The sequence below is a fragment of the Xanthomonas codiaei genome, from assembly GCF_002939785.1.
Lineage (GTDB): Bacteria > Pseudomonadota > Gammaproteobacteria > Xanthomonadales > Xanthomonadaceae > Xanthomonas > Xanthomonas codiaei.
Genome location: NZ_MDEC01000048.1, coordinates 1 through 19,536 on the forward strand (window position 1 = coordinate 1; position 19,536 = coordinate 19,536).

8 protein-coding genes, 1 other RNA gene and 1 pseudogene are annotated in these 19,536 nt (G+C 66.1%); 2 read left to right on the top strand and 8 right to left on the bottom strand.

Features of this window, described 5'->3' with window-relative positions; translation table 11 throughout:
- Positions 1–298: 298 nt before the first annotated feature.
- Positions 299–374: non-coding RNA, sX9 sRNA (locus XcodCFBP4690_RS21185), on the top strand.
- A 184-nt stretch (positions 375–558) separates the two neighbouring features.
- Here the strand turns inward: XcodCFBP4690_RS21185 and XcodCFBP4690_RS21190 are convergent.
- From XcodCFBP4690_RS21190 to XcodCFBP4690_RS21205, 4 genes and pseudogenes are all read right to left on the bottom strand, one after another.
- On the bottom strand, positions 559–2,934 hold the full coding sequence (locus XcodCFBP4690_RS21190; protein ID WP_104544176.1) for a glycoside hydrolase family 127 protein: 2,376 nt from the start codon (positions 2,932–2,934) through the stop codon (positions 559–561).
- Positions 2,935–3,325: 391 nt separating this feature from the next.
- The gene (locus XcodCFBP4690_RS21195) at positions 3,326–6,217 is read right to left on the bottom strand and encodes a TonB-dependent receptor domain-containing protein (protein WP_104544178.1); all 2,892 of its coding nucleotides are present in this window, start codon (positions 6,215–6,217) and stop codon (positions 3,326–3,328) included.
- Between the two features lie 504 nt (positions 6,218–6,721).
- Positions 6,722–8,986: pseudogene (locus XcodCFBP4690_RS21200) on the bottom strand (S9 family peptidase).
- Positions 8,987–9,230: 244 nt separating this feature from the next.
- Positions 9,231–11,588, bottom strand: coding sequence for a glucosidase family protein (locus XcodCFBP4690_RS21205; protein WP_104544180.1), 2,358 nt, complete (start codon positions 11,586–11,588; stop codon positions 9,231–9,233).
- Positions 11,589–12,194: 606 nt separating this feature from the next.
- On the opposite strand from XcodCFBP4690_RS21205, the gene XcodCFBP4690_RS21215 reads away from it, so the two are divergent.
- Positions 12,195–13,265, top strand: a complete 1,071-nt coding sequence (locus tag XcodCFBP4690_RS21215; RefSeq protein ID WP_104544184.1) for a DUF5694 domain-containing protein — start codon at positions 12,195–12,197, stop codon at positions 13,263–13,265.
- Between the two features lie 29 nt (positions 13,266–13,294).
- Here XcodCFBP4690_RS21215 and XcodCFBP4690_RS21220 read toward each other — a convergent pair whose 3' ends face one another.
- From XcodCFBP4690_RS21220 to XcodCFBP4690_RS21235, 4 genes are all read right to left on the bottom strand, one after another.
- Entirely contained in the window at positions 13,295–13,591 is a 297-nt protein-coding gene (locus XcodCFBP4690_RS21220) for a hypothetical protein (RefSeq protein ID WP_104544186.1), read from the bottom strand.
- Between the two features lie 117 nt (positions 13,592–13,708).
- Positions 13,709–15,346 (bottom strand): DUF5597 domain-containing protein, encoded by a 1,638-nt coding sequence (locus XcodCFBP4690_RS21225; RefSeq protein WP_104544188.1) that lies wholly within the window; start codon positions 15,344–15,346, stop codon positions 13,709–13,711.
- A complete protein-coding gene (locus XcodCFBP4690_RS21230; RefSeq protein WP_104544190.1) occupies positions 15,346–17,694 on the bottom strand; it encodes a DPP IV N-terminal domain-containing protein in 2,349 nt (782 codons plus the stop codon). Before XcodCFBP4690_RS21230 ends, XcodCFBP4690_RS21225 begins: the two co-directional genes overlap by 1 nt.
- Entirely contained in the window at positions 17,684–19,255 is a 1,572-nt protein-coding gene (locus tag XcodCFBP4690_RS21235; RefSeq protein ID WP_104544192.1) for an APC family permease, read from the bottom strand. The genes XcodCFBP4690_RS21230 and XcodCFBP4690_RS21235 overlap by 11 nt, the downstream gene beginning before the upstream one ends.
- Positions 19,256–19,536 lie beyond the last annotated feature (281 nt).

Consider the following 19,536-nt stretch of genomic DNA (forward strand, 5'->3'; position numbering starts at 1 on the left):
CACCGAACGTCAGCTGCATGGATGAATCCTCTACATGAGGCGGTAGTGTCGCGCATCTGTGGTGAGTTGATCAGACCTTTCCTAGATGACGTACAACGGGGAGAGAAAAGGGGTACTGGCCAAGGGGCGGATGTTTCTTCTTCAGACTGACTTCCAACAAATAATGATCAGCATCGAGTGCGCGCATCGTAGGCTCAGCCCCTGTGATGCGTACGGGGACGCGGGACCACTGAATAAGAGCAGCTAGCAAAACTACTGCGCGGCCGCCAGGCGGGCGCGGTCGGTGCTCGGAATCCTCATGTACCACGCGTACACTGCGGTTCCTCCGCGCCGTCCGCACCCACCTGACAACCGCTCGCTACGTTTTGTTAGCCGCTCTAAATCCGCCAAGCGGATGCCGGCATGCAACAGTTGGCGTTCAACACGATGCAGCCCCCGTGCTGGTTATTCATACGACGCGCCCTGACCAAGGATTGAGGCCAGTATGTAATGCATCAGGTGCTGCTGCCTACCTGTTCGTAGTCGGACGGCAGAAGGGTTCATCCTGTCTAGCAGCTCTTACGCCGACGCCAACACCCAACACCCAAATGCCGGCCCGGCCGAATAACCGGTCTCCGGTTCGATGCGGATCTGCAGGGTGGCGCGACCTGTGACGGTGGCCGGTAGTGGGTAATCGACATCGATGAAATACAGGCCGCGGTTGCCGTCGAGGCGCTCGTTGGCGATGAGCTCGCCATCGGCGAGGAGGCGGAAGCGACGCCGGGTTTCGTCGCCCCAATAGCGTAGGCGCAGGATGCGGGCGTGCGTGGTATTGCGCACGGTGAAGGCGATGAAGCCGCCGGTGCGGGCGTCGCGGCCGGCGCGGCGACGGTAGCTGAGGGTGTAGGAGCTGGCGCTGGTCAGGGCATGGGCTTTCTCGGAGGCTTCGTCGCCCAGCGCCACATAGTCGAGTGCTCTGGCGTCCAGTGTCTTTTGTCGTTGCGCACCGACAGCCTGTTCGGCCTGGCGTTGCTGCCAGGCGGCAGCATCGCGATGTTCCAGATAGACGGCGCTGCGGCGGTCGAACTGGGCGTAGAACGGCGACAGGCGCCATTGCTGCGCGCCTTCGGTGTAGCGGTAATGGCCGTGTGCCGGTAGCGGCTGCAGGCGTTGCAGCAACTCGTCGCCGCCAATCAGCGCGGGGGTTTTGTTGTTCCAGGGTCTTGCGGCGTCGCCAAGATCGGCCGCCAATACCAACGGGCCGTGCATGACCGCCACCCAGGCAGGATCGTCGGGGGTGGGCTCCAGACGTAGTGGCATCTCCAGTTGCAGCGACACGGTGTCGCCAGCGGCCCACAGCTGTTCCATGCGCAGATAGCCATCCACCGGCTGCAAGTCCTGCCGCTGGCCATTGACCTGCAAGGTGAATGCTCCGGCCCAGCCAGGCACGCGCAGCGCCAACGTGCGTGCTGCGGCAGGCGCGGCATCGACCTGCAACGAGACCTGGCCCTGCTCGGGCAGCGTGCTGCGCAGGCTGAGCGCGAACCCAGCCGCATCGCGCACCGTGGAGGGCACATACAGATTGATGTAAACGCCCTGCCCGTCTTCCCAATAGATCGAGTCGCCGAACTGGGCGTGCGCCTCCATGCCGCTGCCGACACAACACCAGAAGTCGTCGAATGGCGAGGACCAGCCGCGCGCCTCGCCGGCCAGCAGGGGTGTCATGTAGGTGAACATGCCGGTGCGTGGGTGCTGCTGCGCCATCACGTGGTTGAGCAAGGTGCGCTCGTAGTAGTCGAAGAACGCCGCCTGTGGCCCCCACTGATACAGATGGCGGGTGAGCTTGAGCATGTTGTAGCTGGCGCAATGCTCGCAGGTCTGCTCGGTGAGGAACTTGGAGATGCTGTCCGGTTGCTGGAAATATTCGCGGTCGCCGTTACCACCGATCACATAGGTGTGATGATCGGTGACGGTGTGCCAGAAGAAACGCGCCGCCGCGCCCGATGCGGCATCGGCGGTGACTTCGTACTCGCGCGCAAGGCCGATCAGCTTGGGGATGTTGGTATTGGAATGCTGGTGGACCAGCTCATCGCGCTGGGCAATCAGAGGATCGAGCACGGCACGATGGTGCAGGCGCTGCGCCAGCACCAGCCACTGCGCATCACCGGTGCGTACATGCAGTTCGACGAACGATTCGTTGAGGCCACCGAACTCGCAGGACAGCACCCGTTGCAATTGCGCTTCGTCCAGCGCGGCAAACACGCCCTGCAGATAGCCGGCCAGGCCCAGTGCCACCTGCAGCGCCTGCGCATTCTCGCAGTGCGTATGCACATCGAGCAGGCCGGCGAACAGTTTGTGCCAGGTGTATAGCGGCGCCCAACTGCCGTTGAGATAGAACGGCGCAGGATCAATCTTGCCCCGCTTGAGTTCGTCGAACACGGCACGACCGCTTTCGATCTGCCCTGCAGCGTTCTTGCGGGTGAAGCCAGCCACATAGCCATCGCCGGCATGCGCCTGGCAACGCGCCAGCTCGCTGACCAGATACGCGGCACGCGTGGCGCATTGCGCATCGCCGGTTTGCGCATGCATCAGCGCCAACGCACTGAGATAGTGGCCCAGCGTGTGGCCGGCGATGGTGTCCGCCTCCCAACCGCCGTAAGCCGGCGCCTTCGGGTCCAGACCCGCATACAACACGAAGTTGTGCAGCAACCGGTCGGGCGCCAGCCGCATCAGGTAACGGCGGTTGACCTGCACTGCGTCCAGGAACAGCGAGGGTGTCAACCGCACCTGATTCAGCGGCACCGCGCGCATGCGGCCAGGTTGGGCGGCGGCGGCATCGGCGGGAAAGCGCAAAAAACCGGCGGCAACCGCCAGGCTGCTCCAGGCAAGAAAGCGCCGCCGCGACAGGCTGGCGGCTGTCAGGCGGGGATCGTCGAAATCGCGTGCGTCGGTCATTGGCTGGGCTCGCAGTGGCTGATGGAACGGAGCACGCCCGCATCATGCGGGCAGGAATGGCGGAAGCAGAACGTCGTGCATCGCACTTCAGTGCGGCCGGCATCCGCCCCACCCTGGCCGCCACGGCAGCGTGCCCGACGCGCGGACGTCGGAATGGGCGGTGCACACCGTTCCATCCTTCCAGCGACTGCAAAGGCTGCTGCGCGTTGGCCAGGCGTACGCGCGGGTATCGGGAATCGGTGTGGACCACTGCTGCACTGCACAGGCCCTGCCCTTCACTTGTACGCTGCGCATGACGGGTTGTGGGCCGCACCTTGCAGCAGCATGCCGGGGCGCAGCAGGTGCGCGTACCAATCAGGCGAACCTGGGTACGCGTACGCGTGCCCGCAGCTCAGAACTTCACCGTGGCGCGTGCCCAATAGAACCGTCCCAGCAAATCGTAGGTGGCGACGTCGGTATTGGCGTTGCCGACATTATTGGAGTAATACAGCGGCGGCTGCTTGTCGGCAACATTGTCCACGCCTATCTCGAAGCGCGTATGCCAGGGCTGTACTTCGTAGCCCAGCTGCAGATTGTTGTAGACATACGCGCCGATCCTGCGCACCACGCCGGGAATGCCTGCGTCGGCGGACAGACTCTGGTCCAGATCGGCATTGCCGATGTCGGTCTTGCCGACGTAGCGAATACGCCAGGTGGCGCTCCAGTCGCCCAATGCCCAGTTCACCGTGCCCAGGCCGCGCCAGCGCGGGAAATTGCCATAGGCCTGGGTGTAGCGTCCCACGTTGTGGATGGTGACCGAGCTGGGGTCGGTGGTGTCGGGCAGCACATCGTAGCGCGTGAGGTAGGTGCCGTTGAGGCTGGCATTGACCCTGCCCCAGGCGGTCTCCGGCAAGCGGTAGGTCAGGTTGAAGTCGATGCCCTTGGCCCAGAGCTTGCCCAGGTTGACGGTGGGCTCGGCAATGTAGTTGATGGTGCCGTTGCCGTTGCGATGGATCAGCGCGCAAAACGCGCTGGCCGAGTTGGCGTAGCACTGGTTGAGCACCGTTTGCGCGGAGACCGTGGTGATGGTGTCTTCCAGATCGATGCGCCACCAGTCTGCGCTCAGCGACAGGCCGTCGATCCACTGTGGGTCGTACACCAGCCCCACGTCGTAGGACTTGCCGGTTTCCGGCTTGAGCTGGTACCCGGCCACCGCTGCGCCGGACACCTTGCCCGACACCTGACCATCGGATTGCTGGTAGCTGCCATCGGTGGGCACATTGGCGCAGGCCGCGGTATTGCCACCGGTGTAGCCATTGCACGGGTCGTTGACGGTGGCGGCGTCGCCGGCTACGCCGGCGTACAACTCGTTGATATTGGGTGCGCGGAACACCTCCGAGACCGTGCCGCGGATCAGCAGGTTCTCGACCGGGCGATATTCCAGCGAGATCTTGCTGTTGGTCTTGCTGCCGACCGAGCTGAAATCGGAAAAACGCGTGCCCAACGTGATGTTCAAGGCATTGATGCCGGGCAAGTCCTTCAGCAGCGGGAACAGCGCTTCGGCATAGGCCTCCTTGACGTCGAAACTGCCGGCCAAGGTGGACGAGCAGAACTCGACCACCCCGCACAGCCCGTCCTCATCGCCAGTCCATAGCGGGTCGGAGGCGGTGGTCGAGCGCTCCTTGCGATAGGAGACGCCGGTTGCCAGGCTGACGGTGCCGGCCGGCAGTTCAAACAGCGAGCCATTGGCATTGGCCTCGAACTGCTTGACGGTATAGACGCTGGTCACGATCGGGTTGACCACCATGCCCTGCAGCGTATCCAGATTGGCGCTGTCGTTGAGGTTGAAGAAGTTCAACGGCGTGCAGCCGGCGATCGCCGCGCCCGCGCTGCCGCATTTCACCACACCATCGCTGTCCAGGAACGAGGGGCCGATCGCCTGATTGAACGTTGCGTAGTCGAGAAACCCGTTGTTGATCGTCTTCTGCTTGACCTTGCCGTAATTGAAGGTGGCGTCCCACTGCCAGGAACTTTCGCCGAAACGGCCACGCAACCCGGGGCTGATCTGGAAGTTGTAGGTGTTGTACTGGTAACTGCGATTGCCCAGCACGGTGGCACGAGTGTTGAGATCGTTGTAGGACGTGCCGGTGGTGCGATCGGTGCCGAAGTTGAGCCCGAACGGGTTGTAGTAGCTCTGCGACGACACCAGGATGTTGTCGCCGTTGGAGAAGATCGGGATTGGCGCGATGATCGATGCCGACTCTGTCTTACTGAACCAGCTGTTGAGGTACCCCTCCACGCTGTCGCTGATGCGAAACGTCCCCAGCAGGAAGGCATTGGTGCGTCTTTGCGGGGTCTGCAGCAGATTGAAGGGCTGATAGTTGTACGAATCTGCGCTGGCGTTGTAACAGTGGAAATCGTCCGGGCTGGCGCGCCCGCTGACGCCACTGTTGAGCGTGACGCGGCTGCAGCCATTGGCCTGGGCGAGTTGCGCCGACTGCGCGGAGCCGTCGTTGAAATTGACCGTACCGGTAGGCGTGGCGGAAGAGCCCTGCTTGACCGGCTGGCCATCGATCAAGGCCAGCGCGTCCCTGGAATACGCACGGGCACCGGCCGATACCGGGTCGATGCTGTGATACGACAGCCCACCGATCAGACTGCCACGCTCCCAGGTCTTGCCGGTGGTGAGCGCGAAGTTGCGACGGTTGCCATCGCGCTCGCTGCTGGTGCCGAAGTCGCTGCTGAACTGCACGCCGTCCAAGCGCGTGCGCAGGATGAAGTTGACCACGCCGCCGATGGCATCGGAGCCGTACACCGCAGATGCGCCATCGCTGAGCACTTCGATCCGCTCGATCATGCTGGACGGAATCGCGTTGACGTCGTTGTAGGCCAGGCGGATGCCGTTGACCAGCACCAGCGTGCGCTTGTCGCCCAGGCCGCGCAGCGAGACCGTCGATGCGCCGGTACCGCCACCGTTATTGGTGTACGGGTTGGTGGCATTGCCGGCGATCGATGGCAATTCCTGCAAGAGATCGCCCACCGTGGCCTTGCCGGTGGCGGCGATCTGTTCCTGGCTCACCGTGACCACCGGGTTGGCGGTTTCGGTATCCACACGACGCAACCGCGAGCCGGTGACGACCACGCTGTCCAGCGTTTGGGTTGCATCGCCTGCTGCCTGTTGTGCCTGCGCAGACGCCGCCGCACCTGCAAACAGCACCACCGACAAAGCGCTGCTGAGCACATGCTGGATCGGGCGGGTGGCGGCAGCGCGGGCTGGAGAATAAGGCAACAGCGACATCGGCATGCGGAGCTCCTGGGAGAACGTGGGCAAACGATCGGCAACACAAGTCCGTGCCGGCATGCGCCAGCGCGGTCGGAACCAAAGAGTGGTCATGCCGCGGCACGGCGTCTGCGACGCACGCACTGCGGATGTGTTCGGCACCTTGCAGGTGCACGCCGCTACGGGCCGTGTCGCACTGCCCGGAGTCGGATGGATGTTCTTGCGTAGCGGTGTCGCCCTATGCGATCCGCTTTCATCGGTTGGTCACAATGTGCCTTTGCGCACGCGCGGCGTCTTGTCGCATTTGGCGACAGCGCATGCGGAAAACAGCATGGTTGGCCCGCGCATGCGGGTGCACTGCAGCGCTAGTGCAGTTGGGTCTGGTCCATCCACCGTCATCCGCGCAGCCACGCCCCCGTGGCCATCGGCATGCGCTGTGATTGCTGCTGCATGCCCGGCCTAACGTGTTTGCGCGATGGTGGCAGCCAGCCCGGCCCGATCACGCCAACCGCGGCGCCGCGCCGTGCATCATGGTGCGGCGGGCACCGCTGCCTGCGGTGCAGTGCTTGCCGGGCTGCGGTTCCAGTCCGGCGTTGGGGCGCGCTGCATCCAGCGTATGAAAAAATCCAGCAGGCGCCGCCTGCCGTGATCGCCGCCCGGCACCACCAGCAGGTCGAAATCCTTGTTGGCCTTGATCAAGCGATCTGCCACCTGGAACGTGCTGGCCGGATCGACGTTCATATCCATGTCGCCGGTGATCAACAACAGATGGCCTTGCAGGCGTGCGGCGTTTTCCACGTTGGAGGATTCGGCGTACCACGGCCCCACCGGCCAGCCCATCCATTGCTCGTTCCACTAGATCTTGTCCATGCGGTTGTCGTGGCAACCGGAATTGGCCACGCCGGCCACATAGAACTCCGGGTGGAACAGCAACGCACCCAACGCGTTCTGTCCACCGGCGGACGTGCCGAACACGCCGATGCCGCCGACGATGTCGTACCACGGGTACTGTTCGGCAGCGGCCTTATGCCAGGCGATGCGGTCGGGCAAACCGGCATCCTTGAGGTTGCGCCAAGCCACATCGTGGAAAGCGCGCGAGCGGTTGTTGGTACCCATGCCATCGATCTGCGCCACCGTGAATCCCATCCCCGTGAGGGTAAACACGTGGGCACTGAACGTCTTGGGCACGAACGATCCCTGCGGGCCGGCATAGATGTACTCGACCGTGCGATACCGCTGCTGCGGGTCGAAGTGTTGCGGGCGATGGATCACCCCCCAGATCTCGGTCTTGCCATCGCGCCCGACGCTGTGGAACGGCAACGGCGGTTGCCAGCCGCTGGCGAGCAGCCGGCTCAGATCGGTGCGCTCCACGGTCTGCGCCAATCCGCCATCGGCACTGCGCCGCAGCTCCAGTACCGGGCCAAGGTCCACGCGCGAGTAAAGATCCACGAACCACTTGCCGTCCGGCGAGTAGCTCACCTGGTGATCGGCGGCCTGCGGCGTCAGCGCCGTCAGGCCCGTGCCATCCAGGCCAATACGGTAAGCGTGCCGGTAATACGGGTCTTGCCCGGGTTGCATGCCCGAGGCGGTGAAGTACAGCTGGCCCGCCGCCTCATCGATGTAGTCGAGCTTGCGCACCACCCAGTCGCCACGTGTCACCTGGCGTATCACCTCGCCGCGATGGCCATCGTACAGATACACATGCTCCCAGCCATTGCGCTCGGACGCCCACAGGATCTGCGCACCGTCGGCCAGATCCTTGCGCGCGTGCTTGCCGCCGTCTTCGTGGCTGCCGCTGAGTTCGGAGTATTCGATGAAGGTGGGCGAGGTTTCTTCGATCAGCGTGCGCGCGGCCGCCGTGCGCGCATCCACCTCGATCACGCGATAGAGCTGATGACCGCGCGCGTTGTACTCGAAGGTGAAGCCGCGGCTGTCCTTCCACCACTGCAGACTGGTCAGCGTGAAGGCATTGGGCAGCAACGTCATTGCGACCGGATGAGCCGCACCGGTGGCGATATCGAACAGCACCGGCTGCATCACCGGCAACGCATCGCCCGGCTTTGGATAGATCTGCTGATGCAGCTTGGGCTGTACGCGATCGGCCGGCGCCGATTCGATGTAATACACCATGTGCGGCGGCGGCGCCTTGACCCGGTAGGCGGCCAGATGCTGCGAGTCCGGCGACCATTCCACGCTGTCGATGGCGTAATAGTCGCCGCTGCTGCCGTCGCGGCTGAGAACCCTGCGTTCGCCACCGTCCTTCGGCGCAATCACCAGGTTGCCCTGCTCCACCCACGCGCGCCAGCGCCCGTCCGGCGATGGCTTGGCAGTGCGCTCGCCTTGCTTGAGTGGTAGCGCCATGTCCATCGATTCGGCTGGCACGTCGCGGTCAGGCTGACGCGCACAGCGATACCGCGCCAGATCGCATTGCCACCCCAGCCGCGCCAATTGAAAGCCCAGGCGCTGCTGCACAAGCGTTGGCTGTTTCAGCGCCAGTGCGGCCGCGTCGACATCTTGCGCGCCGGCTTGGCTCAAGGCTGCTGCCAGCCGTGCATGATCGAAGGCCAGCGCATTGCGGCCGGTGGCGGCATCCACCAGGCGGTATTCGATGGCCGGCGCCCGATTGGCACGCGCAACACCGCGCCGGTGCAGGAACTGCCCCGCATCGACCCACACCGGCTCGGCAGGTTCATGATCGACCAGCGACAGGTAACGATCGGACAGTTCCATCGCCTGGGTGTACTGCGCGGCGGTGGGTGCCGCGTTCTGCGCCAACGCGGCGTTCGTCAGCATCGACAACAGCACAACGCAGACGCGCCAGCCCACAGGGTGACGACGGCGGGGCATCAGCGTACAAGCAGATAAGGACTTCATAGCGGTTCCGTCGATCCAGCGCAGTGATGGCCCGGTCTATCCAGCGCCGGCTTGTGAGGTAGAGGGCACGGCCAGCATCGCAGCAAATGCCTGCGCGACTGCGCACCGTTACGAGGCCGATGTATTCAACGACGTAGCGTGTTGCCGCCGCGACGAGCGCGCGTCATGCAAACCACGCCCGCACCCTGACCAGCGCCGCCGCTCCCGGCAACGCCACCCGGTCGGCATGCGGGCCCTGCGGACGCACCGGCTTGCCGTCGACCAGAACGCGCTGCAACCGCGTGCCCGCCGGAACGCGCAGGCTCAGCCAGGTGCGCTCGGGCCTGCGCTCGGGCAGTTCCACCTCGCACTCGATGCAACGCTGTTGAAGATCGGTGCGCATGCGCAGCGTGAGCGTGCCCCAGCGCGTGGGGGCAGCGCTGATACCGATCGGTGCACCGCTGCCCAGCCATGCACGCGGCAGCGCGCGCGCCAGGAACAGGTGCTCGCCCGCACTGTCCTCGCTGACCAGCATCCAGCGCAGCAGCAAGGGGATGGTCATCTGTGCGGGCATGCAGAACAGCGGCATGCCGCCGGTGATGCCGCTGACCTCGCCGGCCGTCCAGCTACCGCGCGTATGCACCTGGTAGCGGTGCGCATAGACGAACAGCAGATATTCTTCGATGCGGTCCAGCCGCAGCAGTTGCTGCGCATACCCGTAGGAAATGAAGCCGAGCAGATCGCGGCTGCCCGGCTCCGGCGGCGCGATATTGGCCACCACGCCGATGCTGGTACCGCCATGGCCGCGCAGGCAGTCGATGACCAGATGGGCCAGATCGTCGGACAGCACATCGGCCTGCAGCAGTTCGGCGTAGGCGCGATGCGGCCATTGCTGTTCGCTGGGCTTTTCCTGCAGCAACGATTGGCGAAAGGTCAGAGTGGTGCCCGGCAGCGGGCCCACGTAGGGCGGCGACAGGTCGCGGCGCACGTTCGCGCGCAGGCTGGCCTGGAGCCGCGCACGCAGCTGCCGTGCGCGGCGCCGCCACTGCGCCGCCGTTGCGGTATCGCCACCCAGCGTGCTCCATACCTGGGCGATGTCTTCCCAGCCGCGGATCGTCAGCGCGCTGTTGGCGTAGTACGGCTTCCACCACAGCGAGGGATCGGGGAACAAACAGGCATCGGATTCGTTCCAGCCATGCAGCAGGCCATGACCATGCACTGTGCGCGGCAGCGCCAGCGCCTGGTCGTGCAGATCGCACAACACCTGGGCAGTGGCGGCGATCTTGGGCAACAGCCGGCGCAGGCGCGCGGCGTCGCCGGTGTAGCGCAGATAGCGCGCCAGCAGCGACAGGCTCAGCCCGAACTGCCCCACCTCCGGCCCGCGCATGTTCGGCAGGCCATCGTCCTGCACGAACGCATCGAAATAATTGTCGAGTACCGCCGCGGCCTGCTCAAAGCGGCCCCATTCCAGATTGGCGTACAGCGCGCTGGTGAAGGTGTCCTGGAAGCCGTCGTACTCGTTGCCGTAATAGTCGCGCTCCACCGCGCCGTATTTGGGGTAGTCGCCGCCGGGCCGCACCACCAGCTCGCGCGCGAAGGCGAACTGCGCCATGTCGTTCCAGCTGGGGTCCGGCAGCTGCGCCTGCACGGTGCCGGCCAGCGCGTGCTGCCAGTACGCGGCGAAATCGATCAGCGCCGCGTAGAACTGCTCTGCGGTGGCCGCCGTGCGCGCGGTGCCGAACGCGGGATAGCTGTGCGTGTAGTGCACCGCCACGATCTGCCCGCCGCGCACCTGCATGGTGCGGTGCCAGGTCTGCACCACGAAGCGGTCGGTGGCGCGCACATCGGCAAGCACCAGCACGTCGTACCAGGCCTCGCTCTCATTTTCGCGGCGCATCACCTTGCGGACCGCCGGCATCCAGCCGCCCAGCATGCCTTCTTCGCGGCGCTTGATCAGCGCCTCTTCGCCAAGCTCGGCAAAGGCGTGTTCCGGGCGCGCGGTACGGCTGCGGCCATTCGGCAGGATCGGCATGGTGTCCAACGCTTGGCGGGTACCCACGAAGGTGGTCCATGGCCAGCGCCCTCCGTTGTCCTTGGGATCGAGCAAGGAGGCCGGCGGCGGCGCGACATCGCGTACCTGCGCCTCGTCCGGGTCGCCGTCGCGCAGCAGCCGGTCGGCCAGCAGGTCCGCATCGGCCATGGCCACCTGCGCCAGCGGCAGGCCGAAGTACGGCGCACCTGCTGCCGGATAGGTGGCTTCGAGGCGCTTGTCCAGGCGCAGCACACCGGCATCGGTCTGCAGGGTCAGCGCAGCTTGCGGATCATCCAGACGCTCGTAGACGGTCCAGTCCTGCTGCAGATGCCGGAAGCTGCAGAGCTTGCTGCCTGCAGGCGCAGTGGCGGGCAAGGCCTCCAGCTTCGGTTGCGCCAGCGCGGCGGGCACGGCGGTGGCGTTCGCGCCGCCCTGCGCCGCAAGCACTGCGCCGGTGCCGACTGCCGCGGTAGCGGCCATGCCCTGCCGCAGGAAGGTTCTCCGGTCCATCGTTGCGCTCTTGAGTGATCCCGCCCTGCATGCTGCGCGCTGGCACCGGCTCCGTCTTGTGAGGCCTGTCTGGCGCGCGTGCGGAAATGGGCATATAGCAACGCCGGCACCACTCGATCGATGGCCAACCGGCGGTGATGGGTGGCACCACTGCCGCCGCGCCGCGTGAGCCATCTTGCCGGCACGCCTCCCGGCTGCGTGCAGCCGCGCCTGGCGCTACCGCAGCGGTGGAAGAGCGGCCGCGTCACGCGCCATCGTGACCGCGACAACGATGGCTGTCGCGCCGCCAGCGGGCGGGACGCCAACACCGGCCTGGGCGTGCCCAACGGCGCAACGCGCACCGCCGCGCTACGGCAAGACCGAGCGCACCGCAGCGTCGCCCCTGCCGATTGACCGCATGACTTCTCGCCCAGGCTCACCACGCGGTGCGGCAGCCACACTCGCCGCACCTTTCCTGCCGCAGGGGTGCACGTGCGGCGGTGCGAACGCAACCACTCCACAAGGAAGCTCATGCAGATCCCACCACCGTCGCCATCGGGCGCGTCTGTCGCCACGCCAGCGCGCCCGATGGCCTTGCCAGTCCTGAACGCGCTGTTGCGGCCTCGCATGCTGTGCGCGGCGCTGCTGGCGCTGCTCGCCCCCTGCCTCGCGCAGGCGCAAGTGGATCTGTCGCAGCTGGATGCGGAGATGGCCGCGCCGCGCACCCAGGTATTGGTGCTTGGCAGCGTGCACCTGTCGCAGCTGCCTGCGGGCAGCGACATCGGTGCAGCACGCCTGCAGCCCTTGCTGGAGCGGTTGGCGGCCTACGCGCCGACCATCATCACCGTCGAGAACCTGTCCGGCGAGACCTGCGACCTGATGCGGCGGCATCCGGCGGTGTATCTCCCCGAAGACAGCGCGAGCTATTGCCCGGACACCGCCGACGCCCTGCGTGCCACCGGGCTGGATGTGCCGGCAGCCATCGCGCGGGTGCGGGACACGCTGCGTCGCTGGCCGGCCACGCCCACACCTGCGCAACGCCGCCAGCTGGCCGCGTGGTGTCTTGCGGCGGGCGATCCGTCGTCGGCGCTGGTGCAGTGGCTGCAACTGGCGCCTGGCGAGCAACGGACGGGCGATGGCCTGGATGCCGCGCTGGTGGGCCGGCTGCGCAACGCCGAGCAGCGGCCCAACGAGAGCTACCAGATAGCCGCCCGCCTGGCGGCCCGGCTTGGCCTGCAGCGCGTGTATCCGGTCGACGACCACACCGGCGACAACGTGGACCTGGGCGACCCGTCGGCCTATGGCAAGGCGATCCAGGCCGCCTGGGACAAGGCCGCGCCGCGTGCAGCCGCAATGCGCGCGCACGAAGACGCGCTGGCAGCTGCGGGCAGGTTGCTGGCGCTGTATCGCGCAATCAACCTGCCGGCCAGCCAGCAACTGGCCATTGCGGTGGATTTTCGCGCGGCACTGGGCGAAGCCTCAGCGCCGCGCTACGGGTATCGCTACGTGTCCGGCTGGGAGATCCGTAACCTGCGCATGGTGTCCAACGTGCGTGCCAGCTTCGCCGAGCAACCGGGCGCCCGCGTGCTGGCGGTGGTCGGCGCCAGCCACAAGCCGTGGTTCGACAACTGGCTGGGCCAACTGCAAGGCGTGGATATCGTCGATGCGCAGCAGGTACTGGGGGCCGACCCGGAGTAAGCGCGGCCGAAGAAGCGGCGACGGGCCGGTCAGGCCAGTACATCGAGCAGGCTGCCCAGCGCCTGCTCGGAGCGGCGCAGCACCGTGGCGTTGGCCTGGAAATCGGTGCGCGCCGACAGCCCCTCGACCAGATCGGCGACGGGTGCGGCCGGATCGGCTGGCGCCTCCACCACGCTGGCGGTCACGCCGCCATTGACCTGCGTGCTGGCGGCCACCGCCTGACGCGGGCTGCCCTCCACCGGGTGGCGGGCCACGTTGCTGGCGGCCACCTGCTGGCGCAGCGCGGCGGCCTGCATGCCGGAACTGGCGATGGTGCTGATGCTCATGCTGGCTCCGTTACGCAAGTGAGTGAGGAAATGCGGGATTCGATGGAGTGAGGCACTACGGACGGCAAGGGAGTGCTGGCAACCCTAGGCACGCAGTCACCGCAGCGCCTGTGTCCGTCAATAGGTTCCGACCCCCACCCGCAGCAGCACCGGTTCGGGACTGGTGGGGCCGCCGCGGCCGAAGTTGAGCCCGTAGTCGGTCTGGTCGCCGTTGAGTTGCTTGTCCACCTGCCAGCGTCCGTCGACATACCGCCCCTGCTCCACCCGCAACAGTTGCCCACGACGGGTATCGGCCGCCTCGCGGAAAAATTCAATGCGCGCGGCCATGCCGGTGACCAGGAACTCCTCCGGGCCCAGCTGCGCCACCAGCAGCCGGCCGGCGTGGTCCGCATTGCCGGGCAGAATCGCCGGCGCATCGCCCCACAGCGGCGCCCCGAACGATACCCTGGCCTGCCAATCGCCGAAGCGCAGCGTGCGTTGCGGCATGCCGGGCTGCTCGGCGATGCCTTGCAAGCGGCCGTCGAAGGCGGCCTGCGCCAGTACGCGTTGCAGTGGTGCCAGCAGCTGGAAGTTGGCCGCATGCGCGGCAGTGGCGGCGCGATTGGCCTCGCTGTCCGGATTGCCATCCATGCCGAAGATCGAGAAGCCCACCCCGCCCTGCCCCAGCACATGGAACAGGTAAGGCGCGGTGGCCGCTTCGAACCCGGTTTCCGACACCCAGGCCGGGTTGTCCGGCCGCGCGTACTGGCCGATGACCTTGGTGTATTCGTTGTAATCGTTGGTGTAGATGTCGGTGCCGACGAAGTCGATCGACGGCGTGGCCGCGCGCCACAGCGCGAACACGTTCACCGTGGCGCCGCCGGACGGATAGTCCAGACCCGGATAGCGCTTGCCCTTGTAGCGCAGCCAGGTGTTGACGTAGAGCGGCAGCGGATACGCGCGCTTGCCGGCGGCGGCCACCTGCTCGATGTATGCCGCGGTGGCATGCGCGTTGAAGGCCTCGGCCGCCTCCGCACCGAACAGCTGTTGCCAGCTGCCCTGCGGCTTGCCCAGCGCCTGCGCGATCGCTGCGGGCACCGGCTGCGCGAATGCCGCCTCGCCGGCCGCGCCATGGTCGCGCACCGTCCCGATCGCGCCGGGCTCGTTTTCCACCTGCACCAGGATCACCGTGTGGCGCTCGCCATCGACCTTGCGCAGGTGCTGCATCAACGCGGTGAACGCACGCGCATCGGCCTGCACATTGCCGGCCGCATGCGGCGACAGCACGTCCACCGGCTCGCCATTGGCATCGCGCATGCGCGGGTACGTGGTGTCGTCGCGCTTGATCCACTCCGGCACGTAATGCATCTGGCCGTTCTTCCAGCTGCCGAACCACAGCAATGCCACGCGCAGCCCGCGCTTGCGTGCGCCGGCGATCAACGCATCCACGTTGGTGGTGTCGAAGCGGCCCTGCACCGGTTCGAACTGCTCCCAGTACACCGGCGCTTCCACGGTATTGGCATGCAGCGCGACCACCTCGTCCAGCGCCTTTGGCAACACCGCCGGCCAGGCGCTGGAGTTGTGCAGCTGGGCGGCCAGAATGGTGTACGGCGCTCCGTCGACGAAGACCGCGTGGCGGCCGTTCTGGCTGGCGAAGCGCGGCATCTCTTCGGCGTACGCTGCCGGTGCCATCGCGATGGCCAGCAGCGACACCACACACAGGCAGACGACCGCGCGGCCACGCTGGCGCAGCGCGGATAAACGGGCAAGCAGCATCAGCGAGCCTCCGGGGCGGATGAATTCCAGTGCGGCGTGGGCTGCCCGAGCAGATGGCGCACGAAGAAGTCGTACTGGCGGCGCTGCACGTAGTCGATCGGGCCGCTGGAGCGGCCCACCGAATGTTCGCCGCCCGGCACGTTGAGCAGGTCGAAGTCCTTGCCGACCTTGATCAAGGCGTCCACTACCTGCGCGGTGGACGCCGGGTCCACATTGCTGTCCTGCTTGCCGACGATCAGCAGCAGGTCGCCCTGCAATTTGCTCGCATTGACCACGCCGGAGGCATCGGCATAGCTGGCATCCACCGGCCAGCCCATCCACTGCTCGTTCCAGCTGATCTTGTCCATGCGGTTGTCGTAGCAGCCGGCGAACGCCACGCCCACCGTGTAGAACTCCCGGTGGCGTTCCAGCGCACCCAGCGTGCTCTGCCCGCCAGCCGAGGCGCCATAGATGCCGACCCGGCTGATGTCGTACGAAGGGTCTTTCGCGGCCAGCGCGCGGTGCCAGGCGATGCGGTCGGCAAAGCCGGAATCGCCCAGGTTCTTCCACGCCACATCGTGGAATGCCTTGGAGCGATTGGCGGTGCCCATGCCATCGATCATCACCACGATGAAACCCAGATCGGCCTGCGCCTGCATGCCGATCTGCTTGTCGCCGCCGGAGTGATAGCCGAACGGCCAGAACGTCTTGGGAACGAAGGAATCGTGCGGGCCGGCGTAGATGTTCTCGATCACCGGATACCGCTTGCGCGGGTCGTAATCGCGCGGCCGCACCACCATGCCCCAGATATCGGTCTTGCCATCGCGGCCCTTGGCGACGAAGGTCTGCGGCGCGCGCCATCCCGCCGCCAGCAGCCGGTCGATGTTGCCTTGCTCCACCTGCTGCAGCAGGCGGCCATCGACGGCATGCAGCTCCATCACCGGCGGCAGGTCCGGGCGCGAATAGACATCGACGTAATGCCGGCCATCGTCTGCAATCGCCACATCGTGATCGGCATCGGCATGGGTCAGCCGGGTGAGCTGGCGGCCGTCGAAATCCACGCTGTAGAGCTGCCGGTAATACGGGTCCTTGCCCGCGTCCATGCCGCTGGCGGTGAACCAGATACGGCGCTGCGCATCGTCCACCTTCACTACATCGCGCACCACCCATGGCCCGCGCGTGAGTTGGCGTTTGGGCTTGCCGCTGCGGCCGTCGAACAGGTACAGATGCCGCCAGCCGTCGCGCTCGGAAATCCACAGAATCTCATCGCCATGCGCGTCCACGTCATGGCGAAAGCTGCGGTCGGCATAGACGAAGGTGGGTGCATCTTCACCAACGGCGACGTGCGCACGCCCGCTGCGGGCGTCCACCGCGATCACGCGCATCTGCTGAAAACCGCGCTGCACATAGTCGAAGCTCACACTGCGCCCATCCGCCCGCCATTGCAGCGGCGACAAGGAATACGGCGTAGCGAACAAGGCGTTGTCCACCACGCGTCGTGTGCCGTCCACTGCCAGCAGCACCGGCCGCTCCACATCCACCGCATCGCCCGGTTTGGGATACAGCTGGGTATGCACCACCGGCTGCAGGCGGCCGGGCGGCGCGGCCTCCACACGGGTCACCCGGCGTGCGGTGCCCGGGCGCACCCGGTACACCGCCAACTGCTGCGAATCGGGCGACCAGGCAATGCTCTCCGGGTCGAAATAGTCTTCCGCGCGGCCATCGTCGGTGCGCTGGACAAGCCGGCCATCGGCCACCCGGCGCACGACCAGGTTCCAGCCATCGGCCAGCGCCTCCCACTGGCCATCCGGCGAGCGGCGCGGGGTGGTGTCGGCCGCCACGTCGGGGTCGCGCACCACGCCGAAGCCGCGCGGCCGCTGGCGCATCTGCGATTGCCGGCCAGGCTCGTCGGGCGCGCAGCGGTAGGTGGTCAACGTACAGCACCACGCAACCTCCTCGAGGGCGAAGACGATCGCCCCGTCCTCGCGTCCGCCTTCCTGCGAATACGCAAACTGCTCGAATGGCAACGTCAACGCCGTATAGCGCGTCCCGGTGGCAGCCTGCAGCGCCTGCGCCACGCGCGCCTGGTCGAAAGCCGGTTGCTTGTGCAGCGTGGCCACGTCCGCGCGAATGAAGGCGAACCCGCCAGCCACGGTCTTGCGATAGTAGAACGTCCCGTCGTCCTGCCATTGCGCCGGCCAGGCGACGTTTTCGGTCAACGTGCTCCAGTGCGCGCGCAGGCCGAGCGAGCGCTGGTAATCGGCCACCGTGGGCGCCGCTTGCGTATTGGCCGTGAGCCATAGCATGCCTGCAGCCACGACACGCGCCGCCCGCATGATCCGTGCAGCACGCCGCGCCTCATTGGCCATCGTCTTCCTCCAACGCCAGTTCGTCGCTACGCAGGCCACTGCGTGCGCCCCAGTGATAGATGAACAACGCGATCACCGCCACGCTCAGCGTATCGAACGGATGCGCGATCCAGCCGTGCCCGCCGAAGGTGCCGGCCCACGACACCACCATCACCAGCACGAAGAACACGATCCACCACAGCGATGCGCGCACCTGCCGCAACAGCCGCGCGCGCCCGTCGCGCGAGGGCAGCCGATACAGCACATACAGCACGAACGCGAGCACCTGCAACCCGAGCAGCCACGACAGCGTCGGCCAGGTGGACCAGTACACGATCAACGCCGCCACCATGAACGACAGCGGCCCCAGTACGCCCAGCCCGCGCACGAAGAACGGCCGCGGCAAGTCCGGCGCACTGCGACGCAATGCGGCCACCGTCACCGGCGCCACCGCATAGCTCAGCACCAGCGCCGCCGATACCACGCCGATCAGCGTCTCCCACGACGGAAACGGCAGCGTCCAGAAGATCGACAGCCCCAGGCTCAACCACAACGCCGGACGCGGAATGCCCGATGCCGGGTCCACCCGCGTCAGCACCGGCAGGAATCCTCCGCTACGCGCCCAGCCATACACCACGCGCGGCGTGGCATTCATGTAGATATTGCCGGTGCCGCTGGGCGAGACCATCGCGTCGCAGATCACCAGCGCTGCCAGCCACGCCATGCCAAGGGCAAGAGCGATGTCGTGGTATGGCAACGAAAATGCCTTGTCGATACCGTTCCACCCCTGCGCCAGTTGCGCGGCCGGAATGCTGCCCAGGAACGCCAGCTGCAGCAGCACATAGATCACCGTGGACAGCGCCACCGACAGGATCAGCGCGATGGGAATATTGCGCTGCGGGTCGCGTACCTCGCTGGCCACCGACACGATCGGTGTCAGCCCCAGATACGCGAAGATGATGCCGCCGGCGGAGATCGCCGCTTCAACCCCCGCCATACCCGACGGCGCAAACCCGTGCACGCTCAGGTTGCCTGCATCGAAGTGCTGCATCAGCAACACGATCACCAGGATCGGCACCAGGAACTTGAAGATGCTGATCAGGTTGTTGGCCAACGCGAAGGTCTTGACGCTGAAGTAGTTGAGCAGGAAGAACAGCACCAGCAAGGCCAGCTGCACCAGCCAGCCCCAGAGGCTGGGATGGGTGCTGCCCGGTTGGCTCAACCACGGAAACCACGCCGCTGCATATTGCCGTGCGGCTTCCACCTCGATCGCAATCAGGCTGGAAAACGCGATCAGGGTGATGAAGCCGGTCAACGATCCCAGCAGCGCGCCATGCGAATACTCCGGGTAGCGCACCACTCCACCAGCGCGCGGCAAGGCCGCGCCCAGTTCGCAGTACACCAACCCCAGCAGCAACACCGCAACACCGCCGACGATCCAGGACACGATACCGGCCGGCCCGGCAATCGAGGACACGTGGCTGGCCGAGAACAACCACCCCGAGCCGAAGATGGAACCCAACCCGATGAAGGTCAGGTCGGTCAGGCTCAGCCGCTTGTGGAACTTGCCTTGTGTGGCCATGGTGCCTCTCATTGGAAAGGTTGTAGCCGATTCCTAACTACTGCAGCTGTTTCCTTCTCCTTGCGACTGCAGCTGTTTCCTTCTCCCTGCGGGAGAAGGTGCCCCGAAGGGGCGGATGAGGGTACGCGCGCAGCCTCGTGTCCTTTCGACCCTGCACAGCTTCGCGCCGTACCCTCACCCCAACCCCCTCCCAAAGGGAGAGCAACTGTCTTGATCAACCGGCGGCGTCAGCCGCCAGTTGATCTCGCATCTTGGCGTTGAGGATGACCAGCAGCTTGCGC

Coding starts and splice junctions, on each gene's coding strand:
- XcodCFBP4690_RS21190 (WP_104544176.1), bottom strand. CDS start 2,934: ATGACCGACGCACGCGATTTCGACGATCCCCGCCTGACAGCCGCCAGC.
- XcodCFBP4690_RS21195 (WP_104544178.1), bottom strand. CDS start 6,217: ATGCCGATGTCGCTGTTGCCTTATTCTCCAGCCCGCGCTGCCGCCACC.
- XcodCFBP4690_RS21205 (WP_104544180.1), bottom strand. CDS start 11,588: ATGGACCGGAGAACCTTCCTGCGGCAGGGCATGGCCGCTACCGCGGCA.
- XcodCFBP4690_RS21215 (WP_104544184.1), top strand. CDS start 12,195: ATGCTGTGCGCGGCGCTGCTGGCGCTGCTCGCCCCCTGCCTCGCGCAG.
- XcodCFBP4690_RS21220 (WP_104544186.1), bottom strand. CDS start 13,591: ATGAGCATCAGCACCATCGCCAGTTCCGGCATGCAGGCCGCCGCGCTG.
- XcodCFBP4690_RS21225 (WP_104544188.1), bottom strand. CDS start 15,346: ATGCTGCTTGCCCGTTTATCCGCGCTGCGCCAGCGTGGCCGCGCGGTC.
- XcodCFBP4690_RS21230 (WP_104544190.1), bottom strand. CDS start 17,694: ATGGCCAATGAGGCGCGGCGTGCTGCACGGATCATGCGGGCGGCGCGT.
- XcodCFBP4690_RS21235 (WP_104544192.1), bottom strand. CDS start 19,255: ATGGCCACACAAGGCAAGTTCCACAAGCGGCTGAGCCTGACCGACCTG.